The sequence below is a fragment of the Candidatus Arcticimaribacter forsetii genome, from assembly GCF_910589745.1.
Taxonomy (GTDB): domain Bacteria; phylum Bacteroidota; class Bacteroidia; order Flavobacteriales; family Flavobacteriaceae; genus Arcticimaribacter; species Arcticimaribacter forsetii.
The window spans coordinates 1,035,932-1,056,118 of sequence record NZ_OU342399.1; the positions used below are offsets into that span (position 1 = coordinate 1,035,932).

The window sequence follows — 20,187 nt, forward strand, 5'->3', positions numbered from 1 at the left end:
AAAAGTATAAATAATGTGAAAACGTTTAAAACTAAAGCTAAAATAATCAATTTTAATAAGCAGCATAGATGAACTTTTAAAATAAGTTTGAAGAAATCATTTTATTACCTTTGAAGATATCTTGTTTTAAATTATATGAAAAAATTACTTCAGGCGTTTTTTAATTATCAATCAATACTATACAAGGCCTTCTTGTTTATATTTTCTTGTTTATTCATTGTGTATGTTTTTCCAAAGAAAGGACAATTTAAATATGAATACAGAAAAGGACAGGCTTGGGAGTATGAAAACCTTAGAGCGCCTTTTGATTTCGCAATCTTAAAAACAGAAAAAGAACTTTCAATTGAGAAAAAACAACTCAAAAAAGAGTTGCCTACTTATTTTAATGTTAATTCCTCTATTCAGAAAAAGGTAGAATCTACCTATACTCAAAATTTTGCTACATATTTTACTTTTCCAGTAAACTCAAAACGTTACAAAAGACATTTTGAGTATGGACTAAACTTAATTGATGAAATTTACTCAAAAGGAATTTTACCACTAAACTATAAGCATGAGGGAGGTAAAAAAGTGAGTTTAATTAAAGATCATGCTGAAACAGAATATAATTTTGATCAGCTTTTAAGACCAGAGGATTTATTAGAATTTTTAAATAAAAACATCAATTCAACTAGTTTCGCTAGTTACACAAGTTTGTATTACAAAATTTTATTTGAAAGTATTGAGCCTAATTTGAAGTATGATATTCGATTTAATGAGCAGCAATTAGAAGCAGCATATTCTAAACTATCTATCTCTAGAGACCTAATTCCTGCAGGGAATATAATTATTACCAAAGGAGAGCTTATTGATGCAACAAACTTTCAAGAGTTAGAATCATTAAAACTCCAGTACGACACTCGTTTATATACAGTTGCTAATATCTATTGGATTCTTCTGGGGCATATTATTTTGGTAGGATTAGCATTGTTAATGTTAATGCTATTTATATATAAATACCGTCCTGTGATTTTTAATAATAACACGAAGCTAACCTTTATTTTTAGTAATGTAATTTTAGTTGTTTTTTTCACGGTAACAGTTCTTAATTTCGACAGTTCATACTTATATATTGTTCCAATATGTATTTTACCTTTACTTTTAAAAGCTTTCTTTGATGCAAGAGTAGGATTGTTTGTTCATGTTTTAACTGTTTTAATTCTTGGATTTATAGTTCCTAACAGCTTTGAGTATATGTTTCTTCAAATCATGGCAGGAATAGTCACTATTCTTTCAGTTTCAGAATTATATAAAAGAGCTAATTTATTCATATCAATCGGGCAAATTATTTTCATTTACCTAATTGGCTATTTTGCATTTTTTATAATCCATGAGGGAGGAATAGAAGGTATTTCCTTAAATATTCTTGGTCTTTTTGTTCTTAATGGGGTGTTTACATTATTTGTTCAACCTCTTATTTACCTATTCGAAAAGCTCTTTAATTTAGTTTCAGATGTTTCTTTATTGGAATTATCAGATACTAATTCAGCATTTTTCAAAGAATTTTCAGATAAAGCTCCGGGAACATTTCATCATTCACTTCAGGTTGCAAACCTTTCGGAATCTGCAGCTAGTGCAATTGGGGCAAACGCATTGCTCACTAGAGTAGGCGCTTTGTATCATGATATCGGAAAAATCAATAATCCGGTTTATTTTACTGAAAATCAGCGTGGAACTATTTCTCCACATAATGAAATATCACCCAAAGAAAGTGCACAAATCATAATTGATCATGTAATAAAAGGTGTTGAGGTAGCAAAAAAAATTAAACTTCCAGATCGAGTAGTTGATTTCATAAGAACACACCACGGTACTTCCAAAGTTTATTATTTCTATAAAAAACATGAAGAATTAACCGGTGAAATCAATGAAGATGATTTTGTCTATTCAGGCCCGAAACCTTTTTCAAAAGAAACAGCTATTTTAATGATGGCCGATGGGGTGGAAGCTGCTTCTAAGAGTATTAAAGAACCTACTGTAGAGATTCTTAAGGAATTCGTTAATAAGATCATCAATATGCTATTAGAAGAAAAGCAATTTATGAATTCTAATATTACATTAGCTGAAATCGAAATTGTTAAAAAAGTTTTTATTGATAAGCTGATAAACATTTATCACTTGAGAATAGAATATCCTGAATAAAATATCTTGTAATTTTTCAGAAAAGGATTGTTTAATATTATTTAAAAATTTACATTTGCACCTCTGTTATCAGAAACCTAAGGAGAGGTGCCAGAGTGGTAATGGAGCAGATTGCTAATCTGTCGACGGGTGACTGTCGCCAGGGTTCGAGTCCCTGTCTCTCCGCAATATAAATCCGTAAGGCGTTAATTTATAACACTTTACGGATTCTATGTTTTAAATGGGGGTCGTAAGGGGGGTCGAAATTAAATTTTATATTAAAAAAGGAGCTAAAAAAGACTGTACCTTTTTAAATGGTGAGGATTTTAATTAAACTAAATATAGTAATTATAATTCCATTGAAATATTTAAAGCATAATTACCAAAAAAAATATAAGCACATCCATAATCTAGCTTATTTATAATTCAATAAGTCTCCCTATTTAGTTCATAACTTTTTTATCCTTCTTGAACCCCTGTATTTATTAATACACATCCGGTTTCATGTTTTATTTGTTGATGCTTTTTTGTGTTTAATGATAACAAAAGAATTTTTTCTTGTTATATATATAAGCAAAATCAATTACAGAAAATATAGCACTTTCAGGACAATTCTATTGAATTAATACAATGTTATAAATTTTCCTTTTTTTGAAGCGATTTTTAACACAAAAGTGCATTATCCCCGCTGTATCATAACACTAACTCTAAACTCCTGACAAACAAATGATTAACATTAAACAGTATGCCGACTCAATCTCCAAGATGTTCAAATGGAACTACACCACAGTCATCAGGACACATTACAAGCTTAAAGACCATCTAATGGATAAGAAAGTTAGTAAAATGGTCAAAACAAACAACGTAAATGCAGTCTTCTACACTCTAGAAAATGATAGGGATAAGTGGTCAAATACTTCAACTATAAATCACGCACATTTACTTATTCAGGGAAGAAATTTAACTAGAGAGGACGTAGCTAAATCATTAAACATCAATCCCAAAGCTGTTATTGATGTAGAGAAAATAAAAGGGGTCAAGAAAATAACAAACTACATCACTAAATCAATGTGGTGTCAAGACTCACATCATAACATATTTTATTAAAATTAAAAACAGGCAATAACAAAGAAACAACAGAGAATGAGTAGAGATAATTTAAACAGGTTTAAGAAGGGGGAATCAGGTAATCCTAGTGGACGACCAAAAGGTTCTAAAAACAGAAAAACAATAGCTAGAGAATGGCTTGCATTTCTTCAGGAAGAAACAAACCCTATAAGCGGCCAGATAGAGACTTTAAGTATGGAAGATATAATTACACTATCAACTATATTTAAAGCCAAACAAGGGGACGTAAGCGCCTATAAAGCTTTAATGGATTCAGCTTATGGATCAGTCAAACAAAGCTTAGAATTAACAGATGCAGAAACCCCAATATTTAAGCAATTAGATATAGACGTTATTGATTAAATAAAGGTCAAGTGGTAATGATGCGCCTCCAATATGTTAAATTTTGATGTTCAGGTAAGAAACAGTGCAAACAACTTATCGGTATTGAACACAAAAACCTTTATCCAACCTCGATTTAATACTCTTAGAGGGGTTTATAATTTATAAGCCTTCATCAAAACAAAAAACCCTCCATCGGAGGGTTTTTGTTTTCATTTTTTTACAGAGACTCTTTACTCCTCGCTAGACTCCTCAGTAGCATCTGGCTGAACAGCCATAACCATTCCTGTAGCATCAAAATAATCTCCTGAAGCAACTACCTTTCCGTTTTCTACCATAAAATAATGGTAAGCGTCAACTGAAAACTCCTTACCTGAAGCAATATTATTTCCAGACCATGTTCCATAAACACGTACGCTTCCATCAACTAATAAAGTTTCCTCATTAACTCCAGGCAACCAAGCATCTGCTTTGAACGAAACATTTTCAAAACCATTCATATAAAACTCTCCCTGAGCTAAAACCTCTTCATATCCAACTTTTCCAGCTCCATACATTGGAGATTGGTGCTCAATATTTTCGGCAGTCATCGAATTGAATAGCTCAAAATCTGTTGGTGACTCATAAGTTGAAATGTATTTTTTAGCGACCTCCAGATTCACTTTGTAAAGCGTCATATCCTGTGTGTTTGAACAAGAAAATATTACAAGGGTAACAGAAATTAATAAAATAAATTTTTTCATAATACAGTAGTTTAATTATTGTTAATCAGTAATATACATAAATAATAAGATTAAAAAAAATTCAACATATTGAACAAGTTCGTTTTGCACGCTATTGAGATAAATTATTATACTTCTGATTAATAAGAAATTTCACATAATCCACACCAAAGTTTTTGTTTAGTGGAACTTTATAATCATGTCCATAAATTTATTTATCAATGACAACTTTTAATACAAGTGGTAATGACTCTTTGAAGCCCTCACTTAGCAGTTGCTTTCGGTGGGGTTTTTTTATTCTCCTTTTAGCATTTTTTTAAATGCTTCTAAATCAAATTCATTACCATAAAATAAAGTGCTCATTTTCATTATATCAGCAGCAATAAGAACCGCAGTTTTTATTTCATCTTCAGACGCTCCTAGCCTCTTTAATTCAGAAATATGATAAGGAATACAGTATTGACATTTGGTAGCTGCAGAAGTCCCAAGTGCTATTAAATGAGCTTCTTTTTCAGCTATTACACCTTCTTTATACAGACCCAGCTGAGCTTTAAAATATGTATCAGCACTTTTCAGAATTGATGAAGGATAAACTGAATTAAATGGACTTGCCTGTAAAAGCTCTTGCTTCTCTTCAGCTGTAAGAGTAGCGTCTTGTGAATATACCGTCGAGCATATTCCTGCAAATAGAAAAATAAATAATAATTGTTTCATTTAATTTTTTTAAATTTAATATCAATACAATGTACAAAATTGTTTTTAAAGCTTGTTTTCGTTATCTGAACTTACTGAAGAGGTTATGGCTGTGGTTTAGTTGCCAAGCAGGAAAATAATATGTTTTATTGTTTAAGTTTTCTCTTTTGTTGAATTAATTCTAAGTAATGATTTTCCACTCTTATCTTTCATAATAATTCTGGTTTTAATCATTTCATCCGACTTAAAATTTTCAATTATTTTACCGCTAATACCAGAGTTTGAAAAATCTATAAAGCTCCAGGTCATTGTATTCTCACTTTTATTCCATTTTCCTGTCCAAAAAGTATTACTGCCGTCGCTTTTAAATTCCCAGCGATTGAATTGACTTGACATTTGGTCATAACAAATAATATATTTACTCGCATTATCATTATAAACCATTATTTCAAGGTAATTGTTGGAAAGAATTAAATTTGCCTCTGTTGTACCCCGAATTTCAACACTTTCAGTGATCCAAACGGATTCTTCAAAAACTGCATTATTTTTCCATTTGCCTTCCCATTTCATCAATATATCAAATGCACTATTTTTAGATAATTTCTGAGCGTTTAGATAACCTGTCCCTAAAACAGGCATTATCAGTAAAAGAAGAAGTAGCTTTTTCATAATATCGAATTTATCAATACAATATACAAAACTGTTTTTAAAGCTTGTAAATAAAGGTCAAGTGGTAATGATTCTTTGTAACCCTCACTTTAGCTGTTGCTTTTGGTGGGGTTTTTTTGTTTTCTTGTCTACTTAAAAAAAATCCTTAACTGAACTTACTGAAGAGGATATGCCTGTTATTGAACTGTAATTGTTCCATTTTTAAAGCTTGATATAATAAACTGATGAATCAATAATTCAGCATTTATCTAATTGGAAAAAACCTCCTCCGAAAGTTGATAATTTTATTTACTAATCAAAAACATCAAAAGCGGATTCCATAATAGAGTCTTTATTTACTTTTTTATATTTCTTTAAAGTCTTAGGGTCTCTAATACCAGTTATAGACATAATTATATGGTCGGGCATCATTTTTTCGGCCGCTATAGTTATAAAAGTTCTTCGGGCCGTGTGAGATGCTACCATTTGCCAACGTTGCTTTATTTCTACAACCTTTTTAGACCCTATGTAACTTGTATTTTTTATTTCTTCTGTAAAGCCCGCTAGCTTGCAGATTTTTTGAATGTTTTGGTTAAATTTTTGACTAGATATTTTACCAAGTTCCCAATTATATTTATCTAACAAAGCTTTAAGCTTTGGGTGTAATGGAATAAAAGAATGGGTTTCCGTTTTTTCAGCTCTTTTTATAATTAAGTCGCCTTGTATATCCGCTTTTTCAAAAACTGAATAGTCCGAAAACCTTTGGCCGGAATAACAACCTATTAAGAATAAGTCTCTATGTCTTTCTAGCCTTGGTTCAAGTTCAAGTCCCGCTAGGGTATCTAAATCTTGGGTCGTTAAAGAAATATCGTCGGTATCAAAAGGGCTTAGTTTAATATTTTTAAAGTCATTTGGAACTTCAACTCCTTTTTTAATACACCAGTTTAAAAACGTTTTAAAGTAGCCAAAGTTTCTATATAGTGTATTGTCATTTAACCCATAATTATCCCTTAAAAAGACTATAAAGCCTACGTAAACATTATCCTTTAAGTCTTTTAAATAAACCTTTTTACCGTTTTCAAATTCTTTAAACTTATTAAATATCCTTGCATAATGTTTTATAGATTTATGCTCTACAGAACCAAGGCCCTTTAATTCTTCATAATACAGCCTAAAGTAATTGTCTACCGTTTCAACTTCTTTTATAACTTCTACTTCGTTAACCTTAAAATAAGAATCTAGAGATTTTTTTTATTTATCTGCAGTTAAAGCTTTTGTTTCTCACTGATAATTAGGGTAGTTAGATTCTCATGAGTTTAGATTCTATTTTTTTTTGTAATTAGGTGGTATTCGACATAGAAAATTATAAATTTTGAGATATATTTGCGCATCGTTTTGCAAAAAGCGATGTGGTTGTTCAATCGGGGTGTAGCGTAGCCCGGTCATCGCGCCTGCTTTGGGAGCAGGAGGTCGCAGGTTCGAATCCTGCCACCCCGACTAAAACAACACTACGGGCCAGTAGCTCAGCTGGATAGAGCATCTCCCTTCTAAGGAGACGGTCAGGGGTTCGAATCCCTTCTGGCTCACGTAAAGCTCCACATGCATGTGGGGCTTTTTTGTTGTTTTAAAGTATATGAAATAAAGTACCTATTCCAATTACTTCAAGCTTAACTTTTAAAAGCAAATGATTCTAAAACTTCCATTGAAGTATAGTCTAAAGCTTTTTGGTGGGTTGCCTCTAAAACGATTGATGGTGCTTTCCTTTCTTTAACAGCTTCTAACCATCTTGAAATACACAAACACCATTTGTCCCCAGGCTTTAAACCCGGAAAATTCCACTGAGGTATTGGTGTAATCAAATCATTACCTCGAGACGCAGAAAACTCTAGAAACTCTTTTGTTACAACTGCGCAAACTAAATGCTTTCCACTATCTTCTGAAATGGTTCTACAATATCCATCTCTAAAGTAACCCGTTAATGGGTCATTGCAGCATGATATTATTGGACTACCAAAAACATTAAGTTCCATATCAATTTATTTTTGACTTATCGCTTCAATTTTTTTAGCTATTTCTTCAGCTTCGTATGTTTTTTGATCACTCTTACTTCTGTTTGTTTTTGAAAGCTCAAATGCTTCTTTTAATAAAGTTTTGTATTTGATTTGTAGCTTTTCTAACTCTGTTTTCTTTTTGAATAATCCGAACATATAGTGTACTTAGTAAATTGATAATAATTATACTTAAAATTACGAAATAAGACCCACTTTATGATTATAATAACTAAATGTATTTTATTAATTACTCTCTTTATTTTTCAATTTATTTAAAAGTGTTTTTTACATTTTGCTATCCTATTAAATTTTGTATATTTAAATCATAATTTAATTAAATCCATCTTGTTTAAATATACACTCTTTACGTTCCTTAAATTACCTTCAGTTTTTTGGACTGGAATTAGAACAACTAAAGTAGATTCTGAATGTTGTGAGGTTAGTGTTAAGCATCGATGGATCAATCAAAATCCATTTAAATCAATGTTTTGGGCAGTTCAAGGAATGGCTGCTGAACTAACTACAGGAACTCTAGTTATGAATGCTATACGCGATTCAAATCGTAAGGTGTCGATGTTGGTACTTAATAACAAGGCAAACTTTTCGAAGAAAGCAACCGGAAGAATAACTTTTTCTTGTACACAAGGAGCAGAGATATCTGTACTTATGAATGAATTAATAAAAACAGAAACACCAAAAACCATTTGGATGGAATCGGTAGGAATTGATGAAGCGGGTGATGTTGTATCTCGTTTCAATTTTGAATGGACTTTAAATATTAAAAAATAAATTTTATGAAAGCATCTTTTATTGATGGTTTGTCTCTGCCTGCTGTTGCAGCGCCCATGTTTTTAATTTCTGGACCTAAGTTGGTTATTGAATGTTGTAAAAATGGAATTGTTGGAACATTTCCTGCTTTAAACCAGAGAGACACTGCAGGTTTTGAAGCTTGGGTTATAGAAATTAAAGAGGCTTTGGCAGCTTTTGAAGCTGAAACAGGTAAGAAAGCAGCTCCTTTTGGAGTTAACTTAATTGTTCATCCCACCAATTCAAGAGTTCAAGCTGATCTTGAAATTTGTATTAAACACAAAGTTCCTTTAATAATTACTTCGCTTGGAGCAGTTTCACAGTTAGTAGACGCAGTACACAGTTATGGTGGACTTGTTTTTCATGATGTAATAAAAAAACGACATGCAGAGAAAGCTGCAGAAGCTGGAGTAGATGGACTAATCTTAGTTGCTGCTGGTGCAGGAGGTCATGCAGGAATCACCAACCCAATGTCTTTAATTACTGAAATTAAATCTTTTTACGATAAAACAATTTTACTTTCAGGTTGTATTAGTACAGGTACTGATATAGCAAGCGCACTTCAAATGGGTGCTGACCTAGCTTATATGGGAACTCGTTTTATTAATGTAGATGAAAGTCTGGCAGAAGAAGAGTATAAGCAAATGATTATCGAAAGTAAAGCGAGTGATATTGTCTATACTGCTGCTGTATCTGGAGTCAATGCAAACTTTTTAAGACCAAGCCTAGAGTCTATGGGGATAACCGAGGATATGTGGTCTAAATCTAAAAAGATTGATTTCGGAGAGGAGCTTGATGCTGCTAAAGCAGAAGCGAAGGCTTGGAAGACTATCTGGTCTGCTGGACAAGGGGTTACCTCAATTGAAGATAGTGTTTCTACTAAAACTCTTGTTGATCGTCTTAAATCTCAATTTATAGACGCCTTAAAACGCCAGCAACAGGTACTTAATAAGTACCTCTAAATGGCTAAATGGAGCATTAATAACAATTAAGTGAGAATTAGAGGTCTTTTGTAAGCGATTGTACAATTTTATATTGTGCAAAAAATTCCTTAAAAATTACTTTTATTGCAGTGTATATGGGGATAGCAAAAATTAACCCAGTGGTCCCGAATAATATTCCAGCAATTAATATGACGATGAAAATTTCTAAGGGATGTGACTTTACACTTTTTGAAAAAATAATCGGTTGACTAATAAAATTATCTATGAGTTGTCCTATCACAAAACCAAGGAAAACATAAATTGATTTTGGAAGTATTACTGTGCTGAAATCTTCAGTAATATTAGAGGACATAGATAAAGCGACCATCATAAAAGCAGCTATTAATGGCCCTACATAGGGGATTAAATTTAATAACGCGCAAATGAAGGCTATAATAAACGCATTTTCTATGCCAAAAATCAACAGAACAATACTGTATATTAAAAGTAGAATAGTAACTTGAAGTAATAGACCAATAAAATATCTTGAGAGTAGTTTTCTTATCTTTGCAAGCGACTTTTTGAGTTTGTTTTCGTACTTGTTTTTCACAAAAGAGAAGGTTATGTTTTGAAGTAGCGCCTCATCTTTAAGTAAGAAAAAACTAATGAATAAAACAGAAAACAACCCGATCGTAAAACTACTTAACCAACCTATAAGTGTATTAAGGAAATTTGGAATTACGCTTAGATTTAACTTACTGCTTAAGTCTTGGTTTGAAATCCAATTTTTCCAATACTCCTCATTTAGAGAAAAGTATTCCGATATTTGATTTATTAATAGGAGGGTGTTTTTCTCTAATTCGGTAGTATTTAATAAGGATAGATTTTCGCCCTGCTGAGCAATTATTGGGATGAATAAAGCGAAAAGCCCAAAAATTAACAAACCAAAAACAAACATAGTTATCAATGTAGCTACGGAATTGTTGAATTTTAATTTGACTTTCAGAAAGTCTAAAATTGGACGCCCCATTAATGATATAATCGCTGCGATTACAATATAAACTATGAGTGCTTGTAACAGGTAAGTGATGTAGGTTAAAAGCAGAACAGAGGCTAGAATTAATATAGACCTTAATATTCCTTGTGATATAATTTTAGAATTCATTTTTTAAAGATAACAATAAATTAAAATAAGCTTTTAAAGATTTCTATGAATCAAAGCTAATGTATGACAAGCGACTATAGCAGCAGTTTCAGTTCTAAGTCTTTGTTTACCTAAACTAACAGGTTTGAAGTTGTTTTTTTCTGCAAATGTCACTTCATCAACACTGAAATCTCCTTCCGGACCTATTAAAATACAGGTAGAATTTTCTATTGATTTTAGATCTGCTAATTCTTGTTTTGTACCCGGATTACAATGTGCTATATAACCTCCATTTTGTTCTTCGATAAAAGATTCTAAAGTTCTCAATTCATCGAGTTTGGGAAGATGAAATTGTTGTGATTGTTTTAAAGCAGCTTGAATTATTTTATTCAGCCGTTCGTTTTTTATCATTTTACGTTCGGAGTGTTTACAGAGAATGGGCGTAATTCTATGAATGCCTATCTCAGTAGCTTTTTCTAAAAACCATTCCAAACGGACAATGTTTTTGGTCGGAGCTATTGCAATATGTGTTTTATGTTTTGGGGAAGGATGAAGTATAGTTTCTGTAATTAATCCACTCGATTTTCTAGGACTAATATTTTGAATTTCAACGCGCACTTCAGTACCTTTTCCGTCAGTAACAGCAACAACATCTCCAGGTTGTTTTCTCAAAACTTTTGATAGGTGGCGACTTTCTTCATCGCTGAAGGAAAGCAAAGAATCTTTTGTATCTATACTAGTATGAAAAAATAAATCCATTTTTAAAATTTTAAGCGAGCAGAAGCAGCTTCTTTAATACTTCCATAATCTTTTTGTAAATACTTAAGATACCCAACAATACCTATCATAGCAGCATTGTCTGTTGTAAGGGCGAAAGGAGGAAGGAATACTTCCCAACTTTTTTCAGATTCTTTATTTTTTAATTTATTTCTCAATCCAGAATTAGCAGAGACCCCACCACCTAATACAATTCGTGGCACTTGGTATAAATCAACTGCTTTTTCAATTTTCTGATATATTATTTCGATTAACGTATGTTGGATTGACGCACATAAATCATTTAAGTTTGAATCAAGAAAATGCGCATCTTTTTGCGTATTCTTGTGTATGAAGTTAATTACATTAGTTTTAAAACCACTGTAACTTACATTCAAACCAGGAGCTTTAGGAATAGGAAAACTAAAAGCTAAGGGATTTCCATTTTGTGCATTTTTATCAATAATTGGTCCAGCTGGATATCCTAGTCCTAAGATTTTCCCACACTTATCAAAAGCCTCACCTATAGCATCATCTAGTGTAGTTCCAATCAGTTCGAAGTCAAAATAATCTTTAACAAGAACAAGTTGAGTGTGTCCACCAGAAACAGTAACTCCAAGAAATGGAAACTCTGGAATTGGATTTTCATCCTTTATAAAATGAGCTAGTAAATGAGCTTGCATGTGGTTCACATCAATTAGAGGGATCTGAAGTCCCATACTCAAAGATTTTGCAAAAGAAGTGCCTACTAGTAAGGATCCTAAGAGACCGGGACCTCGAGTGTATGCAATAGCATTGAGTTCTTTTTTATAAACACCTGCTTTTTTTAAAGCCTGATCTACTACAGGGATTATGTTTTGCTGATGTGCTCGAGACGCTAGCTCAGGAACAACTCCTCCGTAAGATTTATGTATATCTTGAGTAGCTATGATGTTTGATAAGACCTCGTCATTTCGTAATATTGCAGCTGCAGTATCGTCACAAGAAGATTCAATTGCTAATATATAGCATGATTTTTGTTTCATTAATTGCTAACTTTAATTAATAATTCAAAAATAAGTGTTTCCAACCAATAAGTTTAAGAAAATTTTAATCCTTTCTGTATCTGTATTGATGCTTTTAGGGGGTGTATTTTTTTTCTTATTGTCTTTGGATAGCGTTCAAACTAAATTTGCCCAACGAATTACTCAAAATGTTAATGATAATTTTGAAACAAATATTTCTGTCGAAAAAGCATCGATTAAATTGAATGGTGACGTAATCGTTAGAAAAATTTTAGTTCAAGATCATCACCGAGATACACTTTTGTTTGTGGATGAGCTGAAGACTTCATTAAACGGATTGGATCGTTTCTTGAATGGAAATTATGACTTTAATTCAATTAGACTCGATGGTGTTCAATTATTTTTAACTCAATATGAAGGAGAAAATAAATCTTCTCTTCAGAAATTTATTTCTAAACTTAGAGATTCTACTAAAACCAACAGAAAACCTTTCAATTTTAAATCAAACACATTAGAAATATATTCCTCCGTAGTTGTTGTTGAAGATTTAAACTCTAAAAATTCCAAAAATATTTTTTCAGATATTGATTTGAAAACTTCAGATTTTAATTTTGAATCAAGAGTCTTGGAAGTTACGATTGAATCATTTACTGGGTCCTCAAGAAAATTTGGTAAAATTGATTCCTTTAAATCAAAACTTCTGTATTCATCCGATAGTTTAATTGCTAATGATTTTAACCTCCATCTGAACAAAAATATTCTGCAAGGAAGTGGGGCAGTAGCCTTTTTAGGGGGTAGTTTAGCTAATTTGAAACCAGCATTTTTTAACATTAATATATATAATTCTAAAATTCATCTCAATGAAATAAAGTCAATTGAAAACTATTTCAGAAAGGATGCATACATAAATTCTAACTTAAAAGTCAAGGGTACCTTAGATAATCTTCTAGTTGATTTTAATCTACAAAACAAAAATGAAATCTCAATAACGGCTTCTTTACGAGTATTGAATGGTTTTGATAGAAAGCAATTGGCTTTTAATTCAGATAATTTTAAAATAAAAACTTCAGATCTTGGAATTAAAAATTTATTAAGCCCAACCGAATATAGTAAGTTAAACAGGTATTTGGCTAAAATGAAATTTTTAAACATAGATTCCAACCTGTCAGGGTCTTCTGAAAAAATTACATTAAACTCTGTTTTAGATACCTCTATAGGAAAATTTAGACCTTCCATTAATTTAATTAATAAATCAGAGTTGAATGAATGGGAGTATATTGGATCAATAGAAATAGAAGAGCTCAATCTTTCTACTCTGCTCGATCGTTCATCTGTAATAAAGAGTGATGCAACATTAAGCTTTGAGGGTGAGATAGTGAATGGTAAAAATAAATTTCTTAATTCATCCGGCCTAATCAGTAAACTTCAGGTTAATTCAAATTTATTACAAAACATTAGATTCAACATCAGTCAATCGGGAGACAAAACAAAGGGTTCTATTGTTTCGAATGAAATCATGCATGATTTCGATTTAAAGTTATTTCATGATGCAGAGGATAAAAGCCTTGAGGTTATAGGAGATCTAAATGAAATTAATTTATCGAAACTGAATTTTGCAGAACGCTTAAATGATGTAAAATTATCATCGAAAATTAAAATCTTAACACAGAATGAATCCAATTTCACCTCTACTTTTGGAATTGTTTTAGAAGTGCCAACAATTACAAATAAAAGCGGAAAAGTTGAATTCCAGGATTTTAAGCTAAAAGCAAATTCAAAAGGATTAAGTAAATCAATCAAAATTCAAGATTCAGATGCTATAAATGTAAGTTTGGATGGTGATTTTGAGTATAAAAACTTTTCTAAACACATATCTAGACTTTTCGATAACCTCTTTTTTTTAAGAAATTATAATTCCGTTTATCCCAAAGAATCATTTGATTTTGATATTCATTTAAAATCAAAACTTACAGAAGCTTTGTTCCCGAGTTTATCGACTCCAGATGATTTTTTCTTATCAGGTTTTATAAGTTCAGATGTCAAAGAATCTGCTGTAGCTTTTGATATACCAATTCTATTATACAAGGATTATGAGTTTAAAGGCTTGAACTATGAATATGATTCCAGCAATACAATTTATACTAGTTTCTTATCTGCAGATGAAATTAGGGTAAATTCTTTAGTAGCGAATGAGATATTTATGATTTCAACACCGTTCAATAATGAAAGCAAGGTCAGAATTGAGGGGGTTTTAAATAATAAAAAATCTAATTCTTTCGAAGCAAATTTGAGTTACACTCTTAAAGACAAAAAAACAATAGTTGACTTAAGTAAATTTAAGATAAACAACCAAAAAGTGTCCTGGGAATTAAATTCAGAAAATTCAGGTAAATTCATTTTTAATTCTCTTACAAACTCTTTCAATTTAGAACAAGTTTTAATTAATAACGCAGATCAAAATGTTAGTTTATCAGGTAATTATAAGTCAAAAAATGATTATGATTTTCAGATTAAAACAAATAATGTGTTGCTTCAAGATGTTCTTCCTGAAATTGAAAATTTTGAACTAAAAGCAAAATTAGATTCAGAAATAAGCTTTTATAAAACTCCCTTGCGAAATGATTCTGAAGTTAAAATGAAATTTTCAAATCTTAATGTAAATGATATTGAATTAGGGGATTTGTTAGTTAATTCTGAAGGGAACACCGGATTAAGCTCCTATAGAGCTAATGCTTCACTTCAGAAAGGAGCAGAAGAGCAGATGAATTTAAGTGGAGGAATTCTTGTACATGACAAAAGAACGACTCTAGATCTTGATTTAAAGTTGAACAAAATGGACATGTCCTTTCTTTCAAAATTAGGAAAGGGAAAGATTACAGAAATCACTTCTTTGTTAACGGGCTCATTTAATTTATGGGGTCCTATAAATAATTTATCTCATTCTGGAAATCTAACCTTAGATAATTTCAATATGACAGTACCCTATACAAATGCGTCATATGGTTTGTCAGAATCAACGAAGCTTACATTATTTGATCAGGTAATTAAATTTGAAACTTCAAATTTTTTCGATCAACATCAAAATACTTCAGGTGTTTTAAAAGGAGAAATTAGTCATTTAAACTTTAAAGACTGGGAAATAAATTTTGATATACTTACTAATCGGTTGTTGTTGATGGATCGTCCTGAAGTAGAAAACACCTTATTTTACGGCTCTGGCTATCTAAATGGTGGCATTCATATTCATGGCCCCACAAAAAATTTAATCATTGATGTGGATGGAGCAACTGCAGCTGGAACTTCCATTGTAATCCCTTGGGAGGAAAATACTAGTTTAGCAGATATTTCATTCATAGATTTTATTCCGAAATCAGATTTAAATAAAATAAATATCGATGAAGAACAAGTTTCTAAAGGGATAACAATATCTAGGGGTTTAGAAATGACCTTTGACTTAGATGTTAATAATAACGCTAAAGTTGAGATAGTGGTCGATCAAATCTCTGGTAGTACATTGACTGGAAGAGGGTCTGGGAATATTTTAATGGAAACGAATATTGATGGAAAGTTCAATATGTGGGGTGATTTTATCGCATATGATGGTATTTACAATTTTAAGAATTTTGGTTTAATCGATAAGAAGTTTAATGTTAAACAAGGAGGGACTATAGTGTGGGAAGGAGATCCATTAGACGCTCAAATGAACCTTGAAGCTATTTATGAGGTCCCAGGTGGAGCTAATCCTGCTCTTTTGGTTGATAACCCCAATTTTAATAAAAAGATCCCTACAAATGTTTTAATAAAACTTGAGGGGAATTTATTGAAACCAGACAACCCTAAATTCGAAATAAATTTTCCGAATACGAGTGGTATAGTAGCTTCTGAAATAAACTATCGTCTTGCAGATCAACAAAGAAGACAATTACAAGCAATTTCATTATTGTCTCAAGGGATATTTGTGAGTGATGTTTCTTTTTCGACTCAAGGGATTGCAAATAATTTATATGAAAAAGCATCCGATGTATTGAGTTCATTTCTTGGTGAAAGTGATGGTAAATTAGATTTTGGATTAAACTATTTAAAAGGGGATAGTCGTCCTGATTTAGATATAAGATCACAAGATCGAATTGGTATTACTTTTGTTACTCAAATTAGCGATAAAGTTCTTCTTAATGGTAAAATTGGTGTACCGGTAGGTGGAGTAGAAGAAACATTGATTGTTGGTGATGTTCAGATCGATTTTATATTGAATGAAGAAGGGACACTTAAGGCTAAAGTTTTCAATAGAGAAAATGAATTTCGCTACATTAGTGACGATTTAGGTTACACCCAAGGCATTGGACTTTCTTATCAGGTTGATTTTGAAACCTTTGAAGGTTTAATTCAAAAGATAATTTCAGCTAAAAAGTAATTGTTTACTAAATAATAATCAAATACAATGTTATTTATAAAATCACCTAAATCGATTTTGTTACAAAAATAAGATGAAGTTGAATTAAACTTAAAAAAGTAAAGGGTTTTCCCTAAATTTACATTTTTAAATTATTTATGAAAAATCAACCTAAAAAAATAGCCGTACTAACATCTGGGGGAGATGCTCCAGGAATGAATGCTGCATTACGCGCAGTAGTTCGAGCATCTGTTTTTTATGGTATTGAATGTTTCGCTATCCATCAAGGTTACCAGGGGCTTATAGATAATGAGTTCGAGTTAATGAATGCTAGAAGTGTGAATAACATTATTAACAAAGGTGGAACTATTATTAAATCTGCTCGGTGTCTTGAATTTAGAACACCAGAAGGAAGAAAAAAAGCCTATAACAACATTAAAAATGGAGGAATTGAAGCATTGGTTGTTATCGGTGGAGATGGTTCCTTTACAGGGGCTATGATTTTTCAAAATGAATTTAATTTCCCAGTAATTGGAATACCAGGAACAATTGACAACGATATATACGGAACTCGATATACTCTAGGCTACGATACTGCAATTAATACAGTAGTAGAGGCAATAGATAAAATTCGGGACACTGCAAGTTCTCACAATCGATTGTTTTTTGTTGAAGTAATGGGACGTGATGCAGGTCATATAGCATTGAACTCAGGAATTGGAGCTGGAGCTGAAGAGATCTTAATACCAGAAGAAAATCTTGGTTTAGAGCGTTTATTGGAATCTTTAAAGAAAAGTGAAAAATCTGGAAAATCTTCTAGTATTGTTGTAATTGCAGAAGGAGATAAAACAGGGAAGAATGTATTTGAAATTGCTTCTTATGTAGAAAAGAATTTACCTTACTATGAAGTACGAGTATCTGTTTTAGGACACATGCAACGAGGTGGAGCTCCAAGTTGTTTTGATCGAGTATTAGCTTCTAGAATGGGGGTATTTGCAATTGAATCTATTATCGAAGGTAAATCAAATTCGATGGTTGGGGTAATTGATGACAAAATGGTTCTTACTCCACTCAAAAAAGCTATAAAAGGTAAATCGAAGATTAACACAAATCTGATTAAAGTTTCAGATATTTTATCAATATAAAACATAAACAATAATCAAAACTATAATAATTAAATTATGTCTTTAAAAATTGGAATTAATGGATTCGGTCGTATTGGTCGATTAGTATTTCGTTCAGCAATGAAACAAGCTGATGTAACCGTAGTAGGTATTAATGACCTTCTAGAAGTTAAACACTTAGCTTATCTTTTAAAATATGACTCTGTTCATGGTACTTATGATGGTAGTATCGAAGTTGTTGACAATGATTTGGTTGTTGATGGTCATCGAGTTAGAATTACATCAGAACGTAATCCAGAAGATATTGCATGGGATGCAATTGGAACTGATGTTGTAGCAGAGTGTACCGGTATTTTTACTACGCTAGAAAAAGCTCAAACGCACATTACTGCTGGAGCAAAGAAAGTTGTTATTTCTGCACCTTCTGCTGATGCTCCAATGTTTGTAATGGGAGTAAACCATAAAGAAGCTACTGCTGATCAAAATATTGTATCTAACGCATCTTGTACTACAAACTGTCTAGCTCCAATCGCTAAAGTTTTACATGACAATTTTACTATTGAAGAAGCTTTAATGACCACTGTACACGCAACTACTGCAACTCAATTTACTGTTGATAGTCCTTCTAAGAAAGACTTTAGAGGTGGGCGTAGTTCACTGGTAAACATTATGCCAGCTTCAACTGGAGCTGCTAAAGCAGTAACTAAGGTAATTCCTTCTCTTTTAGGGAAATTAACAGGAATGGCTTTCCGTGTTCCAACAGCAAATGTTTCTGTTGTTGATTTAACAGTAAAAGTAGCGAAGAACACTTCTTATGACGAAATCAAAAAGGTAATGAAAAGTGCATCAGAAGGGGAGTTAAGCGGAATTCTAGGTTATACTGATGAAGCTGTAGTGTCTCAAGATTTTGTTGGTGATGCTCGTACTTCTATTTTTGACGCTGAAGCAGGAATTGAATTAAATGAAAATTTCTTCAAAATCATATCTTGGTATGATAATGAATGTGGATATTCGAATAAATTGATTGATCTAGCTAAGCACGTTAATAGTTTATAAAATGTATTTAATTGTTGATAGTGGATCTACAAAAACTGATTGGTTTGCGATAGACGAAAAAGGAACAATCCTTTTTTCTACTCAAACCTTAGGTTTAAATCCACAAGTTTTATCCTCCGCAATTCTGAAAGAACGAATCATTAATAATTTTGATTTGTTTCAAAATAGAAATAATGTTACTAAATTATTTTTCTATGGAGCAGGCTGTGGTATTAAGTCAACAATTTCGAGAATTGAAAAAGTCTTTGAAGAGATTTTTGAAAATTGCTCATTTACAATAAAAGAAGACACCTACGCTGCAGTATATGCATCTGCAGCGCAAGGTGTACCTTCTATTGTATGTATCCTAGGTACTGGCTCAAATTGTAGTTATTTCGACGGTGCTAAAGTTCACCAACACATCACGTCTTTAGGTTATATACTTATGGATGAGGCTAGTGGGAACTTTTTTGGAAAGCAACTTATTAGAGGATATTACTTTAATGAAATGCCCAAAAAATTATCGGAGTTATTCGAATCAGAATTTGATCTTTCGGCAAATACTCTCAAAGAGAATTTATACCGTAGAGAAAATCCTAATACCTATTTGGCGCGTTTTGCAAAATTTATGATTGTTCATAAGGAAGATCCATATATGCAGGATATGATCCAAGAAGGGTTAAGAAGATTTTTTAAACATCAGTTATTACAGTTCGATAATGCAAAAGAAGTTCCAATTCACTTTGTAGGATCAATTTCATTTTTCCTTAAGGAAGAAATTAATATGGTTCTAAAAGAATTTGGATTGACAATGGGTGAAATTGTTAAACGTCCTATAGATCAATTAGTAAAATATCATGTAAATCTTCTAGAAAAAGAAGATTATGATTTTGATTAAACTACTGCAATCATAGAGATTTCAATTCGAACAAATTTAGGTAGGTTTGCAACCTCTACTGTTTCTCTTGCAGGTGCAGTATCTTCATTAAAATAAGCTCCATACACTTTATTCACTTCGGTAAAGTTATTCATGTCGCTTAAAAAAATAGAGCTTTTAACCACATTTTCAAAGTCCATATTTGCAGCCAATAGAATGGATTTTAGATTTTCCATTACTTGAATGGTTTCTTTATTTAAATCCCCTTCTACGAGCTCCATGGTCGTGGGGTCTAAAGGTATTTGTCCAGATATATAAAGTGTTCCGTTTGATAAAACTGCTTGATTATACGGACCAATAGGAGCAGGGGCATTCGGTGTAGTTATAATTTTTTTCATATGATA

At 31.9% G+C, this 20,187-nt stretch carries 19 protein-coding genes, 3 tRNA genes and 1 pseudogene; 12 read left to right on the top strand and 11 right to left on the bottom strand.

Features of this window, described 5'->3' with window-relative positions; genetic code table 11:
* Nucleotides 1-135 precede the first annotated feature (135 nt).
* The 4 genes from NG655_RS04800 to NG655_RS04815 all read left to right on the top strand — a co-directional run bounded on the left by NG655_RS04800 (nt 136) and on the right by NG655_RS04815 (nt 3,630).
* On the top strand, nt 136-2,181 hold the full coding sequence (locus NG655_RS04800; RefSeq protein WP_252158206.1) for an HD family phosphohydrolase: 2,046 nt from the start codon (nt 136-138) through the stop codon (nt 2,179-2,181).
* Nucleotides 2,182-2,262: 81 nt separating this feature from the next.
* A tRNA-Ser gene (locus tag NG655_RS04805) sits at nt 2,263-2,346 on the top strand.
* 540 nt (nt 2,347-2,886) lie between these two features.
* A complete protein-coding gene (locus NG655_RS04810; RefSeq protein WP_252158207.1) occupies nt 2,887-3,267 on the top strand; it encodes a hypothetical protein in 381 nt (126 codons plus the stop codon).
* 36 nt (nt 3,268-3,303) lie between these two features.
* Nucleotides 3,304-3,630: a DUF5681 domain-containing protein gene (locus NG655_RS04815; protein WP_252158208.1), complete on the top strand. Its 327-nt coding sequence runs from the start codon at nt 3,304-3,306 to the stop codon at nt 3,628-3,630.
* Nucleotides 3,631-3,842: 212 nt separating this feature from the next.
* Here the strand turns inward: NG655_RS04815 and NG655_RS04820 are convergent, their stop codons facing one another.
* The 5 genes and pseudogenes from NG655_RS04820 to NG655_RS09480 form a co-directional block, all read right to left on the bottom strand.
* Nucleotides 3,843-4,352 carry a nuclear transport factor 2 family protein gene (locus NG655_RS04820; protein WP_252158209.1) on the bottom strand — a complete coding sequence of 170 codons (510 nt, stop codon included), beginning with the start codon at nt 4,350-4,352 and terminating at the stop codon, nt 3,843-3,845.
* Nucleotides 4,353-4,625: 273 nt separating this feature from the next.
* Nucleotides 4,626-5,045 (bottom strand): carboxymuconolactone decarboxylase family protein, encoded by a 420-nt coding sequence (locus NG655_RS04825; RefSeq protein WP_252158210.1) that lies wholly within the window; start codon nt 5,043-5,045, stop codon nt 4,626-4,628.
* Nucleotides 5,046-5,177: 132 nt separating this feature from the next.
* Complete coding sequence (locus tag NG655_RS04830; RefSeq protein WP_252158211.1) at nt 5,178-5,693, bottom strand: hypothetical protein; 516 nt, start codon at nt 5,691-5,693, stop codon at nt 5,178-5,180.
* Nucleotides 5,694-5,984: 291 nt separating this feature from the next.
* A complete protein-coding gene (locus tag NG655_RS04835) occupies nt 5,985-6,317 on the bottom strand; it encodes a site-specific integrase (RefSeq protein WP_252158212.1) in 333 nt (110 codons plus the stop codon).
* 258 nt (nt 6,318-6,575) lie between these two features.
* Nucleotides 6,576-6,878: pseudogene (locus NG655_RS09480) on the bottom strand (phage integrase SAM-like domain-containing protein); the annotation flags it as partial.
* 216 nt (nt 6,879-7,094) lie between these two features.
* On the opposite strand from NG655_RS09480, the gene NG655_RS04840 reads away from it, so the two are divergent.
* A tRNA-Pro gene (locus NG655_RS04840) sits at nt 7,095-7,169 on the top strand.
* Between the two features lie 15 nt (nt 7,170-7,184).
* Nucleotides 7,185-7,258 (top strand) — tRNA-Arg (locus NG655_RS04845).
* Between the two features lie 81 nt (nt 7,259-7,339).
* On the opposite strand, the gene NG655_RS04850 is transcribed toward NG655_RS04845, so the two are convergent.
* Together NG655_RS04850 and NG655_RS04855 are read right to left on the bottom strand one after the other, a co-directional pair.
* Complete coding sequence (locus NG655_RS04850; RefSeq protein ID WP_252158213.1) at nt 7,340-7,702, bottom strand: DUF2237 family protein; 363 nt, start codon at nt 7,700-7,702, stop codon at nt 7,340-7,342.
* Between the two features lie 6 nt (nt 7,703-7,708).
* Nucleotides 7,709-7,879, bottom strand: a complete 171-nt coding sequence (locus NG655_RS04855; RefSeq protein ID WP_252158214.1) for a Lacal_2735 family protein — start codon at nt 7,877-7,879, stop codon at nt 7,709-7,711.
* A 189-nt stretch (nt 7,880-8,068) separates the two neighbouring features.
* On the opposite strand from NG655_RS04855, the gene NG655_RS04860 reads away from it, so the two are divergent.
* Together NG655_RS04860 and NG655_RS04865 are read left to right on the top strand one after the other, a co-directional pair.
* A complete protein-coding gene (locus NG655_RS04860; RefSeq protein ID WP_252158215.1) occupies nt 8,069-8,512 on the top strand; it encodes a DUF4442 domain-containing protein in 444 nt (147 codons plus the stop codon).
* Nucleotides 8,513-8,517: 5 nt separating this feature from the next.
* Complete coding sequence (locus tag NG655_RS04865; protein ID WP_252158216.1) at nt 8,518-9,492, top strand: NAD(P)H-dependent flavin oxidoreductase; 975 nt, start codon at nt 8,518-8,520, stop codon at nt 9,490-9,492.
* Nucleotides 9,493-9,529: 37 nt separating this feature from the next.
* On the opposite strand, the gene NG655_RS04870 is transcribed toward NG655_RS04865, so the two are convergent.
* From NG655_RS04870 to tsaD, 3 genes are read right to left on the bottom strand one after another with little or no spacing between them, the layout of a single operon-like run.
* Complete coding sequence (locus NG655_RS04870) at nt 9,530-10,618, bottom strand: AI-2E family transporter (protein WP_252158217.1); 1,089 nt, start codon at nt 10,616-10,618, stop codon at nt 9,530-9,532.
* 33 nt (nt 10,619-10,651) lie between these two features.
* Complete coding sequence (locus NG655_RS04875; protein WP_252158218.1) at nt 10,652-11,356, bottom strand: 16S rRNA (uracil(1498)-N(3))-methyltransferase; 705 nt, start codon at nt 11,354-11,356, stop codon at nt 10,652-10,654.
* A gap of 2 nt (nt 11,357-11,358) precedes the next feature.
* Nucleotides 11,359-12,378, bottom strand: coding sequence for a tRNA (adenosine(37)-N6)-threonylcarbamoyltransferase complex transferase subunit TsaD (gene tsaD / locus NG655_RS04880; protein ID WP_252158219.1), 1,020 nt, complete (start codon nt 12,376-12,378; stop codon nt 11,359-11,361).
* Nucleotides 12,379-12,412: 34 nt separating this feature from the next.
* Between tsaD and NG655_RS04885 the strand changes: the two genes are divergently transcribed.
* The 4 genes from NG655_RS04885 (at nt 12,413) to NG655_RS04900 (ending at nt 19,804) form a co-directional block, all read left to right on the top strand.
* On the top strand, nt 12,413-16,768 hold the full coding sequence (locus NG655_RS04885; protein ID WP_252158220.1) for a translocation/assembly module TamB domain-containing protein: 4,356 nt from the start codon (nt 12,413-12,415) through the stop codon (nt 16,766-16,768).
* 137 nt (nt 16,769-16,905) lie between these two features.
* The gene (gene pfkA / locus NG655_RS04890; RefSeq protein WP_252158221.1) at nt 16,906-17,892 is read left to right on the top strand and encodes a 6-phosphofructokinase; all 987 of its coding nucleotides are present in this window, start codon (nt 16,906-16,908) and stop codon (nt 17,890-17,892) included.
* 33 nt (nt 17,893-17,925) lie between these two features.
* A complete protein-coding gene (gene gap / locus NG655_RS04895; protein WP_252159086.1) occupies nt 17,926-18,927 on the top strand; it encodes a type I glyceraldehyde-3-phosphate dehydrogenase in 1,002 nt (333 codons plus the stop codon).
* 1 nt (nt 18,928) lies between these two features.
* On the top strand, nt 18,929-19,804 hold the full coding sequence (locus tag NG655_RS04900) for an N-acetylglucosamine kinase (protein ID WP_252158222.1): 876 nt from the start codon (nt 18,929-18,931) through the stop codon (nt 19,802-19,804).
* On the opposite strand, the gene NG655_RS04905 is transcribed toward NG655_RS04900, so the two are convergent.
* On the bottom strand, nt 19,801-20,181 hold the full coding sequence (locus NG655_RS04905) for a RidA family protein (RefSeq protein ID WP_252158223.1): 381 nt from the start codon (nt 20,179-20,181) through the stop codon (nt 19,801-19,803). The two genes, NG655_RS04900 and NG655_RS04905, sit on opposite strands and share 4 nt — an antisense overlap.
* Between the last annotated feature and the right edge of the window lie 6 nt (nt 20,182-20,187).

Excerpts from the sequence above, each read along its gene's own strand:
- NG655_RS04800 (WP_252158206.1), top strand. The coding sequence starts at position 136 with ATGAAAAAATTACTTCAGGCGTTTTTTAATTATCAATCAATACTATAC.
- NG655_RS04810 (WP_252158207.1), top strand. The coding sequence starts at position 2,887 with ATGATTAACATTAAACAGTATGCCGACTCAATCTCCAAGATGTTCAAA.
- NG655_RS04815 (WP_252158208.1), top strand. The coding sequence starts at position 3,304 with ATGAGTAGAGATAATTTAAACAGGTTTAAGAAGGGGGAATCAGGTAAT.
- NG655_RS04820 (WP_252158209.1), bottom strand. The coding sequence starts at position 4,352 with ATGAAAAAATTTATTTTATTAATTTCTGTTACCCTTGTAATATTTTCT.
- NG655_RS04825 (WP_252158210.1), bottom strand. The coding sequence starts at position 5,045 with ATGAAACAATTATTATTTATTTTTCTATTTGCAGGAATATGCTCGACG.
- NG655_RS04830 (WP_252158211.1), bottom strand. The coding sequence starts at position 5,693 with ATGAAAAAGCTACTTCTTCTTTTACTGATAATGCCTGTTTTAGGGACA.
- NG655_RS04850 (WP_252158213.1), bottom strand. The coding sequence starts at position 7,702 with ATGGAACTTAATGTTTTTGGTAGTCCAATAATATCATGCTGCAATGAC.
- NG655_RS04855 (WP_252158214.1), bottom strand. The coding sequence starts at position 7,879 with ATGTTCGGATTATTCAAAAAGAAAACAGAGTTAGAAAAGCTACAAATC.
- NG655_RS04865 (WP_252158216.1), top strand. The coding sequence starts at position 8,518 with ATGAAAGCATCTTTTATTGATGGTTTGTCTCTGCCTGCTGTTGCAGCG.
- NG655_RS04870 (WP_252158217.1), bottom strand. The coding sequence starts at position 10,618 with ATGAATTCTAAAATTATATCACAAGGAATATTAAGGTCTATATTAATT.
- NG655_RS04875 (WP_252158218.1), bottom strand. The coding sequence starts at position 11,356 with ATGGATTTATTTTTTCATACTAGTATAGATACAAAAGATTCTTTGCTT.
- tsaD (WP_252158219.1), bottom strand. The coding sequence starts at position 12,378 with ATGAAACAAAAATCATGCTATATATTAGCAATTGAATCTTCTTGTGAC.
- pfkA (WP_252158221.1), top strand. The coding sequence starts at position 16,906 with ATGAAAAATCAACCTAAAAAAATAGCCGTACTAACATCTGGGGGAGAT.
- NG655_RS04900 (WP_252158222.1), top strand. The coding sequence starts at position 18,929 with ATGTATTTAATTGTTGATAGTGGATCTACAAAAACTGATTGGTTTGCG.
- NG655_RS04905 (WP_252158223.1), bottom strand. The coding sequence starts at position 20,181 with ATGAAAAAAATTATAACTACACCGAATGCCCCTGCTCCTATTGGTCCG.